The sequence below is a fragment of the Crenobacter caeni genome (assembly GCF_010435965.1).
In the GTDB taxonomy this organism is placed as follows: Bacteria; Pseudomonadota; Gammaproteobacteria; order Burkholderiales; family Chromobacteriaceae; genus Craterilacuibacter; species Craterilacuibacter caeni.
This window is the reverse complement of sequence record NZ_JAAGAA010000002.1, coordinates 93,099-106,188: the sequence shown is the minus strand read 5'-3', so window position 1 is coordinate 106,188 and position 13,090 is coordinate 93,099. Positions and strand designations below refer to the sequence as shown.

Genomic DNA, 13,090 nt, shown 5'->3' with positions numbered 1-13,090 from the left:
TCTCCTGGCGTAAAAAACCCGCCGGACAGGCGGGCTACGTTAGTTGCTAGTCGGCGCCAACGATCGGCGGCCAGTGTTCTGGTTGACGGTGAGCCGTGTGTTGCTGGTAGCCGGTCGCTCTACCCGTGTACCTGCCGGCGCATTATTCAGGTTGACGGTCAGTTCGGCCCTAGCCGCCTGCGTCGCACCTTTTATGACACTCGTTCCAGCGTTAAGCGCCCTGCCGGCAGCGCCAGAAACGGCACCGCCAAACCCCTTTGCCGCCCCCATCAGCGGCTCAATGATCGGCCTGACTTTTTCCCATAGGCTCTTGAAATAAGCGACGATCGGCTCCCAATTCTTGATCAACAAACCGAGCGGGGTGAAGTTTTCAAAGCCGAACTTGATGCCCTGCCATGCGACGTCAAACAACAACTTGATGCCGCCCCATAGCGCGGAAAAAAACGCCTTCAATGGCTCCCAGTTGTTGAGCACAACTCCGAGCGGAGTCCAGCCAAGATAGGTCTTGACGAATCCAACCCCGGCATCAAACACGGACCTGATCCCTGCCCACATGCGCGAGAAGAACGGGCCAATATCCTTCCAGTTGGCGACAACAAAACCAGCGGCCATGGCAAACATGCCAATCGGCGACATCCTCATGGCCATATTTGCAAGGTTTAGGGCGCCAACAAGTGCCATGCCCGCCACGCGCAAACCAAGCACTGCCGCGCCAGCGCCGAGCAGCCCCTTGATCAACCATGGATTGGCTGCCGCCATGCTCGACATCGACGTGATCATGGGCCCGACTACTGCCATGAATTCGTTGAGCGGTGGCAACAACACGCTGCCTACGGCGATGCCAACATCGGTGATTCGGTTCCAAAACAGCTGCAAGCTGTTGGCCGTGGTCTGGGCACGCAGGTCGAACTCCTTTTGCATCGACCCTGCATAGCCGGTAGAGTCGCCGACCAGCAGTAGATTGGTCTTCAGCATGTCCAGGTTGGACAAGAAAGGCGCGATCGCCTCGATACTCTCCTTGCCGAACAGCTCGGACAGGACCGACGCCTGCTTTGACGGATCGATCGACTTGATCCGCTGCAAAATGTCCAGCACCGTCCCTTTGCTATCCACTTGCATGGACTGCGCAACCTTCGAAGCATCAAGCCGCAGGGCCTGTAGCGTCTCTTTCTGGGACTTTGTGGCCGCGTTGCCTTGCGTCAGCGCCAGCACGAAGTTCTTGATGCCGGTCGCGGCCACATCAGACGGAACCTTTACCGCATCCATGGTCGCTGCCAACGCGGCAACCGTGCCGGAAGACAGGCCGGCAACCTTACCGATCGCGCCAACCCTGGTCACCACCGCTGCTACATTCTTCGCGCTGCTGTTCCCCGCTGCGTCCAGGTAGTTGATCTGGTCGGACAGCGCACGCACGCCATCCTGGGTCAACCCCATGGATGCGCGCCAGGCGGCCATCTGCTCGCCAGACTCCTGAGCGGTAAGCCCGAAGGCCACACCCATCTTTACCGCATCGTCAGCGAAACCCTGCAGCTCCGATCGGGCAATGCCCGCAGACCCGCCCTGCGCATAAATGGCGGCAATATCCTTGGCCGCCATCGGAAGGCGAAGCGACATCTCGCGGATCTCGTCGCTCATCTGCGCGAATTGCTGTGGCGTATCGAAGTCCACAACCTTGCGGACATCCGCCATCGATGACTCGAAGTCAATCGCCGCCTTGACTGCCCCGACCAGCGGGGCGGTCACTGCGGCGACCGCCCCGAAGTCGATCTCTGCCATGCCGGACTGCCGCAGGCTCTTGCGCAAACTTGCGACGTTCTTCCTGATGCCATCCAGCTTTGGCGACAACTGGTCGACGCCGGTAATCAGCGCCTTGAGCTGGAACTTGTCAGCCATCAGCAGCCTCCAGTCTGATCTTGTTGATTCGCAGCGCCTGGTCGCGCATCTCGATCAGGTGATCAAGGCTGCGTCCCGCCAAGACATACGGGTCGATCTGCCACCAGGCTGCCACATCGAACAGCGTCTCGTTCAGCTGCTCTAGGTCTGCGAACCCCGCTGCCAGAAAAAACCAGTCACTGCCCAGCACGCGGTGTTGAGATCTGCGATGTCCATCTGATCGACAGACGACGGCGGGATGCCTGCACACAGACTGACATAGCGGCAGGCTGCCGAGATATTGATGTCAGGGATACTGGAGTAGTCGTTCATGCGGTACGGCAACACGCCGATGGTCTTCGCTTCGTCAGGCGACGGCTTGCGCAGCACCAGTTCGGTAATCTCTTCGCCATGCGCCTTGATCGGCACGGATAGCTGGATACGGACTTCACTCATTGCCAAATTCCTTTCTCGCCATTGAATTCAAGTTCAGCCTTGCCGTCGTCACCCTTGAGCGCCGCCGGGTTGATCAGAAACGCGCCGGACAGCACATACACGCTGCCGTTGGCGAGCTCGACGGTGATGGTCATGTCGTCGGACTGCGTGATCTTCTCGCGCGGAAAATCCTTTGGAATGACCGCCTCCAGCTTGACGTAAGGCGTCAAATCCTTCTCGCTGTAGAACACCCCGGCGCTAGTATTGATCGCCTCGCGCTCGACGGCGGTAAGCGGAACCTCTACCCCACCTGCGACGGCCAGCTGATCGCCATCCACCTTGATGTAGCAAGTGCCTGCCGCTTTCTTGCCCATATGGACCTCCTGAAATGACTACGGCCCGCTCTAGGCGGGCCGGATGGTTACTGGTATTGCAGCCTGAACTGGTTGAGGACGGCCACCACGCGCAAACCGTTGATGTAGTCCGGCGGGTAAAGCACGTCCAGCCGGCTCGGATCGCTTGCGTTGCGCTCCACGATCAGGTTGGCCGAAAACTGCCTGGCGTTTTCCACCCAGCCCTCGGCCTCCATCTTGGCGTACTCGCTCAGCAGCTCGCCGCGGAAAATGGCCGGCGTGACGATCGGCGCGCCAGCGCCAAAGCGGGTGCCATCATCTGCCAGCTTGTGGCGGCCATACTTACTGGTCACTACGCCCTTGAGACGGCGCAGCACGGCGGCCGACAGGTGCAGCGTTTCGCTGTCCAGATAGCTGTTATCCGGACTGCCCCAGCCATTGCGCTGGTAGGTCGTAATCGCGCGCTCGACACGCGCCACGCCACCGTTCGTCACGCTGGTAGCGATGCCGTTGTTGAGCAGCGTCTGGCGCTCGGAAACGATGAAGCGCTTGCCCGGGCGCGCCGGCAACACGCCGACCAGCTCGCCGCTCTGCGTCGGGCGCGCCGGGTCAGCCTTGATGAATACCGCGTTGCGCGCGGCGTAGGCCGCGGCATAGCCCCACGGTGCGGCCTGAACGTCGGTCTCGTAGCCGGCCAGCGTGCAGTGCGGATCGTTACGGGCGCTGCCCAGCGTCACCAGCGCAGAGACCGTGCCGCGCGCGGCACAGTAGACGTGTCCGTAGATCTGGCGCAGGTAGCTCCAGCGCCCAGCGCTGTCGTTCAGTTCGGTCTGCAGCACGTTCAGCGAGGCGCTGTCGGAGAACGGCATCACGATGAAGTCGTACTCGTCGTCGCCCATACCGGTGATCACCGGCGCAAGGTCTGGCGCACCGGCGCCGGACGCCATACCGACAATGGTGCAGGTCAGCGCACCCGGCAGCACCTCACCGCCAGCCTGGCCGTAGTAGTTGGCAACCAGCGGGATTTCGTTGCCGGACAACCCCTTCCAGCGTGCGGTCAGCGTCACCACGCCAGTGGCTGCCGTCGCGGTAACCGGAAGATCGGCATTGGCATTGATGGCAGCGGCCAGCGCCGTCGCCAGCGTAGCCACCGTATCGGTAGTGGCCACGCCGATCTGCACGCGCTTGCCGTCGATGTAAACCGCCAGCGCTCCCGCTGCAGTGATCGTGCCGGCCAGCGTGATCGTGCCGGTGGCTGCAGCGCCAGTCGGCTCGACAGCAGCCATCCCCCAGACCTCGGCGAGAGGATCGGACAGCAGGTAGCGCTCGTACATATTGGCCAGCATCGAGCCGCGGCCGAACAGCGACCAGACAGTTCCGATGTTGTTGAGCAGCGCAGGCACGCCGGTGAGCGCGCTGCCGGCGGCCAGCTTCATACCAATCAGCAAGGTGCGCTGCACAGCACTGGCGGTGTTAGCGGCGCTGTTGTCCATCTCGGCGTAGAACAGCGGCACGCGCATGTTGCGCGGGATGGTATTGAACGGCACGCTCATTCAGCTACCCCTTTCGCTTTTACCGGCCTGGCTCGCTCGACATCGCCATCGGCAAGGCGACGCAGCCAGTATTGTGTTTCGGGAACCTCACGGCCTTCGGCCGGCAGGATGTCGCCACGGCCAGGATCGGTCACGGCCCGATCCTGCGCTGGTTTAACGTACATGGTGGTCCTCACGGGTTGGTTGTGAATTTCACATCGAGCTGATGCTCAATGCGTCCATCAGGCACTGCGTAATCCACACCGGCACGCATGCCGGACAATCCGGGCAGGCCATCTTGCGCGACGTCATGCCAGGTCTCCGGCGGGGCGCCGGCACTACGCACGCCACCGATTTGCGACTCAAGTCGGAAGGCGTAGCGGTAAAGCACCCTGGCGCGGTTGAGCAGCAGCATGTCACCCCCGTCGTACTCGATCGGCTCATACAGATCAGACGGGCGCCAACCAAGCAGCGCTCGCCAGAGTTCGCTTCGCAAGTCGTGCAGCCGGTCAGCCACCGCCTGGCCCCGCTCGTCCGAAGTGGACAGCGCCAGCACCACATCAAATTGCTCGAGCAGGGGCTGCTGGTACGGGGTATTGGTCGTCACGCTTTCCGGATCGTCGCGCGTCGGCACGACATAGGCTGCCGGCAGCGCCATCAGCGGCGCGTTCTCCTCCAGCAACGCGGACAACTCCAGCGCGCCGGCCACACGCCCGGAAAACGACGGGCAGCGGGCACGAAGATGGGTGATGATCGGGGTTATTTTCATGGCGGCTGGCAATAAAAAACCCCGCCGAAGCGGGGTGGAATTGAATTCAGACTACCTAAAGTCTCGAGCTGGCAGACAACTCCAGCTGCACGCATACATTCATGATCAGGTAGCTAACAGCACTCTGACTTCAACGCAGTACGTAAGCAGCAAGTACCGACTGCAAGTCATGCACGTCCATCTTCTTGCCGAAGTTCTTCTGGATCGGTGCTGCCATCCCGGATACCCAGAGTTTCAGCTCAGACTCCATGTCAAACGTTCCAGCCGTTTCGAGGGAGAAATGCGTGATGCTACGGTAAGGAATTGAATGGTATTCAACCTTGCTACCAGTCAAACCCTGCTTGTCGATCAGAATTAGACGCTTGTCGGTAAACACGAACATGTCGCGAACCAGCTTGTACACTCGCTGAACACGCTCACCCTGCGCCAGCAATGGCGCAAGTTCACCCTGCATATCCTCGGCGCTAATCTCCTTGGCATTACCAAGCAACGCATCCATCAGACCCATACCCACCCCCTAACTAACGATTGATCACGTCGTCATGCTAGCTTGATCACAATGAATTCTGCAACGCGACACAAACCCCCGATCAACAACACGCGCTGATTGGACATTGCTCGATCCATTTATCGTCACTTCGGACGCAACGCTCTCGCCATCGCTCTAGATAGCGTGCTTTCCACTTTCCCTGCTGAATCCTGCAGCGCATCGGTGATGTAGTTGTCCCGCGGCGCGATGCGCCACGGACCGGTCTTCGCCTGTGCCCGGCGATCCTTGCGCCGCACGGCACCGCGGCGCACGCCGTAGTGCAGGTAGGCCGGGTAATAGTCTTTCGCGCCGGCTGGCATGTCCGGCATGATTTTGACCAGAAAGCCCGCCCGGCTGACCTTGTAGTTGATCGCGTGCAGCAGCGCGCCGGTACGGTTATTCGGGTATCCGTCCCGCCCCTTTCCAAGAGCCAGCAGCATCTGCGCCCGTGCAGTGACGATCTGTCCCGCCTTGCGGAAGCCGTAGCGTACCTTGCGCTTGTCGAAGTCGATCTGGTCGAACTGGTCGAACCCCCCGATATGCATCTTGACGGAATCAGCCACGGCCAAGCTCCTCGCAATCGAGCCGCATGAATTCAGGCTGATCGTTCAACGGCGCGACGCGCCGGATGCGGTACACCGTACTGCCTCGCACCACCTCCCATTCGGCAGTGATATTGCGGCGCGTCCTCACATACACGTGATGGGTCACAACGCTGTCGACCTGAATGGAGCCCAGGTACACCGCCCCACTCACGGCATCGATGCGCGCACGAGTCTGGATCTCGGTCACCAGCTCCGGCATGGTGGCCATGTCGATACCGGGGAGCTGGCGATTCAGGCGTAGCCTGACCGGGTGGCGCAACTGGCCTGCAACGATTTTCATAGCGCCACCCCATCCGGCCTGTAGTGGCTGATCAGGCTGTCCACAACACAGCCCGGCAGCTCTACAGCATTGCCACTGGAAATTTCCTCACGGTAGGCATACAGCGTGGCCACACGAAAACGCAGCCACTGCCGCAGATCGTCCGGCACGGCATCCGGGGAGGCACCGAAACCGGCCAGATAGCTGATCTCGATGGCGCCAGGCTCACGGTCTACGGGCGGCCAACCATTGCGCGGCTTGAGGCACAACAGGCGGCCATCTGCTGCGACATGAAATGCGGACAGCGCCACAGGCTGGCGCTGACCAGCCTGCCGCACGGTCACGCCGGTAACCTCGCGCGCCCCGGCGATGCCCAAGTGCAACCAGGGCAGGCTAGGCCAGGCATCGAGCGTGTCCGTGCAGACAGCATCCAGCACCGGTCCACCGATCCTGGCCTCAGCGCTTTTCACTGCGGCGCGCTCGATCTGCGCCAGCAGTACGTCTTCATCAGTAATGTCCGGGTCGATGCGGCATTGCTGCTTGATTTCTCCCAGCGTCAGCACCGCCGCCGCGCTGCGCTGGGTCACGACGGCGGGCACGGTTATTGACCGTCCGGCGCGGGGATTTCGTGGCCGGCCTGACCACCATCGGCGTCAGTCGGAGCAACTACATCACCGGCGGGCGAATTTTTGGCCGCGCCCTTAGCCTTGCGCTCGATGTACTCCTCCGCCACGCCGGCGTCCACCAGTTGGCGATTGACGTGTTCGCCAAAGCCGGCGATTTCACCCTCGTTGTAGTGCCTGTACGGCTTGAGCAACTTCACTGCCTTCATGCTGCATTCCTTTCAGCAAAACAGGCCGCGTTTAGCGGCCTGTTGGGTTACAGACCACAGAATCAGACACCCCACTTCACGGCGGTAAGTACGGCTACGTTCTCGACGTGGCGCGGCGCAAAGTCGTGGCGCAGGATGGCGCGCAGCAGGGTAGCGTTCTCCTGGAAGGCGCTGCGCTGGTTACCACCCGCATCTTTCCAGCTCGCCTCGGTAGCCACGGCAAACTCCATCGCACCGTCTTCACCGATGTAGAAGTCGGCCCAGTCGCCGAAGTAGATCTCCGACTCGTTGACCCCAGTGCCCAGGTTGACCGGGATGTTCGTCGACGCGCGGATCGGGTAGCCCATCAGCTGGCCCTGCTCCATTTCAGGGAAGGCCTTGTTGCCGTTACCGTCCACCAGCGCCATCAGGAAGCGGCGGGTGCGCGGTGCCATCGCCCAACCGCCCTTGAGCAGCAGGCTGTTGCCGGCCTCCACCAGCAGGATCAGCAGCGACAGGTCGGAGCGCACCTTCTGCACAATCTCGGCGGCCGTGCCGGCCAGCACGGTGGCCACCTTCTTGTTGGCCGCCAGCGCCCAGTTGAGCAGGCCCTTGGGCGCCTTGCCGCCGTTGTCGCTGCCGCGCAGGAATTGCGCGTCCTCGGCGGCGGCCAGACCCTTGGTGGCGTCCAGTTCGATCAGGCGCAGCATGGCGTCATTGCCGGCGTTGCGCAGGAAGTCGTTGTTGATCGGCATCAGGCCGGCGAAGGTACGCGACTTCAGGGAGACCGGCTCGAACTTTTGTTCGGACTCGCCGATGCGGTCGGTGTCCTTGTCGCCGATCTGGGTGACGTAGCTGCCCTGCATGCCTTCCTTGTTGCGACCCAGGGTCAGGTTGCCGCCTTGCGGCAGCGGCAGCGGCTCGGCGCCCAGCTGGCGAACCACCGCCATCGGGGTAAGGCGCTCGATGATTTGCTGGCCGAGGTTCTGCGGGATCAGCACGCCACCGCCGGTGGCGACGTTGTCGGCCAGCACGGCCGCGACGTCTTCACCGAACTGCTCGGACGCGTACGGCGCGGCGGCCAGCGGGTGCATGCCCTTGAAGGTGGTCACCGCAGCGATCAGGCGACCGAACTGGTGTGGCCGCGCCTCCACGCCGCGGCGCGGCTCGGCCGGCTGCGTGCCGCTGGCGGCCGGCGGTGCGCCTTGTACGTTCAGGGTTTCCACCTGCGTCGCCGTGGCGGCAGCCATGCGCTCGGCGGCTTCGGCGCGGCTGATTTTGGCGCCGAGCTCGTCGAACTCGCCCTGCATCGCATCGATGCTGGCCAGTTGCTCAGCGCTCAGCGCAGTGCCGGCCGCCTCCAGGTCGGCCAGTTTCTTGACCTCGGCGGACAGCTCGGCGCGACGTGCCTTCATTTCCAGAATCTTGGACATCAATTTACTCCAGACGTAAAAAAAGCCGCACAGGGCGGCAGGGTGAGGTGCGCTTGCGCGCGGTTCGCCGTGCGGCGGTCAGAGTTGTGCGGCCATCGCCATGGCAGCCGCGGCCGCCCGGGCGCCACGCGTCCGGTTGCCGCTGGCGCGCTTGCTGGCCACGCCAGCGGCGATGCGGTTGATGGCGGCTTGCTGGCTCTCCAGCGTATCGGCCAGCCCGGCGTCGATGGCCGCCTGGCCGAAGAACAAGCCGGCCTCGGTGGCACGCACGGCATCCGCCGACAAGTTGCGGTTGGCCGCAACGGTATCGACGAACTTGCCGTAGTAGCCGTCCATGCGCTGGTCCACCACCGCCACCACCTCATCCGTCAGCGGAGCATCGGCAGCCAGGTCGTTCTTGCGCGCGCCACGGAAAAACGTGGTGACCACGATGCCGTCTGCGGCCAACTGCTGACTGAAGTCGGCATGCTTCATGATCACGCCGACGCTGCCGACGCCGGCCGACTCGGACAGCGTGATGCTGGTGCAGGCGCTGGCGATGGCGTAGGCCGCCGAGAACGCCGAGAAATGCACGATCGCGTGGATCGGCTTGAGAGCCTTGGCCGCTACGATGTCGGCCACCAGCTCGAAGCAGCCGGTGACGGCGCCGCCGGGGCTGTCCAGCTCCAGCACGATGGCCTCGACGCGCGGATCGTTGACGCCAGCGTTGATCTGGCTGCGGATGCTCTCGTAGCTGGTCTGGTTGGCGCATAGGCTGACGTTGTTCTCGCGCGAGACCAGCACGCCGTACACCGGAACCACCAGCACACCGGTTTGCTGCGCCGCCTGCAGGCGCTGCTCTTCAGGGCTGATCATTTCGGCGTGGTCGCCATCGTCGTGCCAGGCCTGCGGATGGCTCAGCACAGCGCCGACGTTGACGTGGACCTGGTGCAGGTTGACGCCCATGCGGCTGCCCGCCCAGGCCACCGCCTCGTGCAGCATGTCGGGCAGCACCATGTGCGGCTGGTTGAACAGCTGGTGCAGCAGGAAATGGTGTTTCATTTGGCAGGCTTCCCTTCGCTCTGGCGCGGCGGCTGCGGCTGCAGGGTGGCGGCCGGCGACTTGGCCGCCAGCGCGACCACCAGTGCAGCAACCAGCATCGGCGAGCGCATACCGCCGATGACTGCTACCCGCGGCGCGTGTTGTTTTATATCCATGATTCGCTCCTTACAGCCCGCCAGAATGCGGGGTTATTGCTCGACTTGGCGTGCGCGGTAACCAACGACAAGCAACCCAGCAGTAACGCAAGCGCGGTGGCGGCGGGCTGCGCAAAGGCGGCAGCTGCCGGGGGCCGGCATATCCACCTTCCTTACAAAGCAAGCGCAGCATTCCGCAAAAAAACATGCCGCAAGCCAGAAACCAAGCAAGTAGTAGATAGCCCCACATCACGACACCGCCTTTTCCACATCCGCCAGCGCCAGCTCGCTAGGCTCCTTACCTTCGCCCAGGTCGATCTGGTCGCTGGGCACCATGTTGAGCGGCGTCAGGTACACGTCGCCACCGGCGATCGGCGGCAGGTTTTCCAGGCGCCGGATATCGTTGACCGACAGCCAGCCCCACTGCCGAGCGACGGCATAAGCCGCATAGCGCGACTTCTGGTCGCCGCGCAGCAGGCCGCCGACGTTGAACTCGATGAACAGCGTGTCGCGCTCGGACGGCAGCAGCAGGTCGCGCATGCGCGCCTGCTCGTGCCGCCTGATCCACGGCATCAGGCAATAGATGACGAACTCGATCGCCTGGTGTTCGATATTGTTGTTGGTGGCGCGCTCCAGCAGACCGACCTTGTGCGGCGGCATCTTGAAGATCTGCGCCACCTCCAGCGCTGACAGCTTGCGTGCGTCGATCAGCTGGGCGTCGGCGTTGGTCATCGACAGCGGCTTGAACTGCATGCCGTCCTGCAACAACGCCACCTTCATGGCATTGCCCTGGCCAGCGTACTCGTTCTTCCACGCCTGCTTGACCTGCTCGGTTCGCTCCCGTGATAGCGGGTCCAGCTCCTTGCCGTTAACGACCGCCGGGCGCTCAAGTACGCCGGCTAGGTGCGTACCGTTGGCAAATACGGAACTGGCATGTCCGTGCGCGGCCAACGCCAACCCAAGCGTATCGCAGTGCAGCTGCACCGGACTGACGCCGGTGTAGCCGTTGAGCGAGAACCAGCGCACGTGGTGAATCATGCGCTGCGGCACGGGCTCGTGCCCGGGAATCAAGTAGTACGGCAGCCCGTCGCTGCCTCGCAGCACGGTCATTTTTGCCGAATCCAGAGGCAGCAGCGCCACCGGGCGGCCGGCCTCGTCGCGCTCTATGAACGCATAGCTGTTGCCGTGATGACCGGCGGCGATCTGCGCGCCCTCGGTATGCTCGAACTGCGTCTGCCAGCCGTTCGGCTGGCGCAACAGACGGGCCACGGGGTGGTCACTCACCGGCTCGCGCTGATCGCCATTGCGCCGGTACAGCACGCACGGCAGTTGCGCCAGCGACTCGGCAATGGTGGTCAGGCAAGCCTGGTAAGTGGTGATGGCCAGCGCCTTGTCTGGGGTAACCTGCACCCCGGCTGAGCTCTTGCGGGCAGCGCCAAGCAATCCGGCGAACCAGCCATCGCCCCCGCTCGATGCCGATACGACCCGGCCATCGAACTGGTTACTGGTGAACATCAGCTGCCTTTCTGCGCCGCAGCGCGGGCGGTAAGAAACGACCAGGTCAACGCGAACAGCCCGCCAGTCACCCAACCCGCCGCCGGGTGCAGCAACGTGGCGCCCGTAGTCACCGCCGCGGCACCGGCGACGCCAACGGCGAGCGTGAGCTTGTCGGTGTTGGTCATAGATAAACCTCGTCTTCGTAAGCAGATCTGAACGTTTCGGCCGGTGCCTGATACAGGGCGCGGTTGATCGCCATGGCCAGGGCGACGATGCCGTCGATGCGCTCGCGCGACTTCTTCTTGTTGGGGCGGTAGTTGTCGTTGGTGTCCCTGAGTACAACGACGTTGCCGGCCATCCAGCGCAGCACCGGATGTCCGCCGTGGGCAAACTCGCCCGCCAGCACCTTTGCTTCCAGTTCTTTCGATGGCTCGGACAGGTTCTGGAAGTTTTGTGTCAGGGCGACCATCTCCAGGCCATCTTCCATCAGTTCAGTGGCAATCTTGCCGGCGTTCCATTCGTCGAAGCCGATCGACTGCAAGTCGAAGCTGGCCGCATCCTCGATGATCTGGCGGCGGATCGCCTCCTGGTCGATACGGGTGCCCGCAGTGGGAATGATGTGCCCTTGCTGCGCCCAGGCGGTGTAGCTGACCCGGTCTTTCTGGTCCCGTACCAGCATGTTGTCTTCCGGGATGAAGAAACGGCAGAGAATCACCCACTTTTCGCCCGGCTTTTCCGGCGGGAATAGCAGGATCCACGCGGCGATGTCGGTCTTGCTGGCCAAGTCCAGCCCGCCGAAGCACTTGCGGTGCCGAAGCGCGGCCTCGTCTACCGGGTCGGCATTCTTGTCCCATGCGTCCAGCGACAACCAGCTCTCGCTGACCTGCGTCCAGATGTTCAGGCGCTTGGTCAGAAAATTGCTGAGTGCCGCCGGGACATGCCGGGCCTTGGCCGCCTGTGTGCGCAGCTCATCCAGGAACACCGACACACCAAGATTCGGATTGGCCTTGATCCAGTTGGCCTCATCGAACCAGTCGTCGCCATCGTCCAGGGTGTAGATCACGCCACCAAAGCTATCGTCCTCGAGCTGGCCCTCCAGGATCTGGATAAGGTAGTTGCGCTGCTCCAGGCAGATGGAGCCATCCTGGTTGAAACCGGCCGTGGTGATGGCGTGCATCACGCTGCGCCGCCGCGCACCGCGCGCAGTGTCGATCACATCCCACAAGCTACGCGACGGATGTGCATGCAACTCGTCGATAATGGCGCCGTGGACGTTGAGACCGTCCTGCGTATTGGCGTCGGCCCCCAGCGGTACGAACTTGTTGGCCGTACCCGGGATCCACAGCTTGTTTTTGTGGTTCTGGATCAGCTGCCGCAGCGCTGGCGACTTGGCCACCATCATCTCGGCGGCGGCGTGGGTAATCTTGGCCTGATCCAGCTTGGTGGCGGCGGTATAGACCTGCGCACCCGCCTCCTTGTCGGCAGCGAACAGGTACAGGCCCAGCCCGGCCAGCTTGGTGGACTTGCCGTTCTTGCGCGCAACCTCTTCGTACCAGGTACGAAAACGCCTGGTGCCGTCTGTTCGATACCAGCCAAACTCAACCGCCAGCCAGAACGCCTGCCAGCCGGCCAGCTCCACCGGCTTGCCCGACCACTCACCCTCGAAATGGCGGCAATATTTCGGGAAGAACGACAGCGCATGGGCCGCCATTTCCGGGCGCCACACCAAGCCGCGCGCCACCTGCTGCTGCAGATCGCGGTAATGGCGCTCAACGGCCAGCCTCGTGTAGCGGCCGACCGTGACGCGGCCTTTCAGCACG

At 62.8% G+C, this 13,090-nt stretch carries 17 protein-coding genes; all 17 read right to left on the bottom strand.

Annotation, left to right across the window (positions count from 1 at the left end; translation table 11 throughout):
* Positions 1-39: 39 nt before the first annotated feature.
* The gene (locus GZH52_RS02540; RefSeq protein WP_163314947.1) at positions 40-1,893 is read right to left on the bottom strand and encodes a phage tail tape measure protein; all 1,854 of its coding nucleotides are present in this window, start codon (positions 1,891-1,893) and stop codon (positions 40-42) included.
* 141 nt (positions 1,894-2,034) lie between these two features.
* Positions 2,035-2,328, bottom strand: coding sequence for a phage tail assembly protein (locus tag GZH52_RS02535; protein ID WP_163314946.1), 294 nt, complete (start codon positions 2,326-2,328; stop codon positions 2,035-2,037).
* Complete coding sequence (locus tag GZH52_RS02530; protein WP_163314945.1) at positions 2,325-2,681, bottom strand: phage tail tube protein; 357 nt, start codon at positions 2,679-2,681, stop codon at positions 2,325-2,327. Before GZH52_RS02530 ends, GZH52_RS02535 begins: the two co-directional genes overlap by 4 nt.
* Positions 2,682-2,728: 47 nt before the next feature.
* Positions 2,729-4,213 carry a phage tail sheath subtilisin-like domain-containing protein gene (locus GZH52_RS02525; RefSeq protein WP_163314944.1) on the bottom strand — a complete coding sequence of 495 codons (1,485 nt, stop codon included), beginning with the start codon at positions 4,211-4,213 and terminating at the stop codon, positions 2,729-2,731.
* Complete coding sequence (locus tag GZH52_RS02520) at positions 4,210-4,377, bottom strand: DUF2635 domain-containing protein (protein ID WP_163314943.1); 168 nt, start codon at positions 4,375-4,377, stop codon at positions 4,210-4,212. The genes GZH52_RS02525 and GZH52_RS02520 overlap by 4 nt, the downstream gene beginning before the upstream one ends.
* A gap of 8 nt (positions 4,378-4,385) precedes the next feature.
* Complete coding sequence (locus GZH52_RS02515) at positions 4,386-4,961, bottom strand: phage tail terminator protein (protein ID WP_163314942.1); 576 nt, start codon at positions 4,959-4,961, stop codon at positions 4,386-4,388.
* 130 nt (positions 4,962-5,091) lie between these two features.
* Positions 5,092-5,469, bottom strand: coding sequence for a PH domain-containing protein (locus GZH52_RS02510; protein ID WP_163314941.1), 378 nt, complete (start codon positions 5,467-5,469; stop codon positions 5,092-5,094).
* A 125-nt stretch (positions 5,470-5,594) separates the two neighbouring features.
* Positions 5,595-6,053, bottom strand: a complete 459-nt coding sequence (locus tag GZH52_RS02505; RefSeq protein ID WP_163314940.1) for a hypothetical protein — start codon at positions 6,051-6,053, stop codon at positions 5,595-5,597.
* Positions 6,046-6,375, bottom strand: a complete 330-nt coding sequence (locus GZH52_RS02500) for a phage head closure protein (protein ID WP_163314939.1) — start codon at positions 6,373-6,375, stop codon at positions 6,046-6,048. The genes GZH52_RS02505 and GZH52_RS02500 overlap by 8 nt, the downstream gene beginning before the upstream one ends.
* Entirely contained in the window at positions 6,372-6,953 is a 582-nt protein-coding gene (locus GZH52_RS02495; RefSeq protein WP_163314938.1) for a head-tail connector protein, read from the bottom strand. The genes GZH52_RS02500 and GZH52_RS02495 overlap by 4 nt, the downstream gene beginning before the upstream one ends.
* 2 nt (positions 6,954-6,955) lie before the next feature.
* Positions 6,956-7,186, bottom strand: coding sequence for a hypothetical protein (locus tag GZH52_RS02490; RefSeq protein ID WP_163314937.1), 231 nt, complete (start codon positions 7,184-7,186; stop codon positions 6,956-6,958).
* Positions 7,187-7,248: 62 nt separating this feature from the next.
* Positions 7,249-8,598, bottom strand: coding sequence for a phage major capsid protein (locus GZH52_RS02485; RefSeq protein ID WP_163314936.1), 1,350 nt, complete (start codon positions 8,596-8,598; stop codon positions 7,249-7,251).
* Between the two features lie 78 nt (positions 8,599-8,676).
* Positions 8,677-9,639: a S49 family peptidase gene (locus tag GZH52_RS02480; RefSeq protein ID WP_163314935.1), complete on the bottom strand. Its 963-nt coding sequence runs from the start codon at positions 9,637-9,639 to the stop codon at positions 8,677-8,679.
* Positions 9,636-9,794, bottom strand: a complete 159-nt coding sequence (locus GZH52_RS02475; RefSeq protein ID WP_163314934.1) for a hypothetical protein — start codon at positions 9,792-9,794, stop codon at positions 9,636-9,638. Before GZH52_RS02475 ends, GZH52_RS02480 begins: the two co-directional genes overlap by 4 nt.
* A gap of 228 nt (positions 9,795-10,022) precedes the next feature.
* The gene (locus GZH52_RS02470; RefSeq protein ID WP_163314933.1) at positions 10,023-11,288 is read right to left on the bottom strand and encodes a phage portal protein; all 1,266 of its coding nucleotides are present in this window, start codon (positions 11,286-11,288) and stop codon (positions 10,023-10,025) included.
* Complete coding sequence (locus GZH52_RS16645) at positions 11,288-11,455, bottom strand: hypothetical protein (RefSeq protein WP_203525593.1); 168 nt, start codon at positions 11,453-11,455, stop codon at positions 11,288-11,290. Before GZH52_RS16645 ends, GZH52_RS02470 begins: the two co-directional genes overlap by 1 nt.
* Positions 11,452-13,089, bottom strand: coding sequence for a terminase TerL endonuclease subunit (locus GZH52_RS02465; protein WP_163314932.1), 1,638 nt, complete (start codon positions 13,087-13,089; stop codon positions 11,452-11,454). Before GZH52_RS02465 ends, GZH52_RS16645 begins: the two co-directional genes overlap by 4 nt.
* Between the last annotated feature and the right edge of the window lies 1 nt (position 13,090).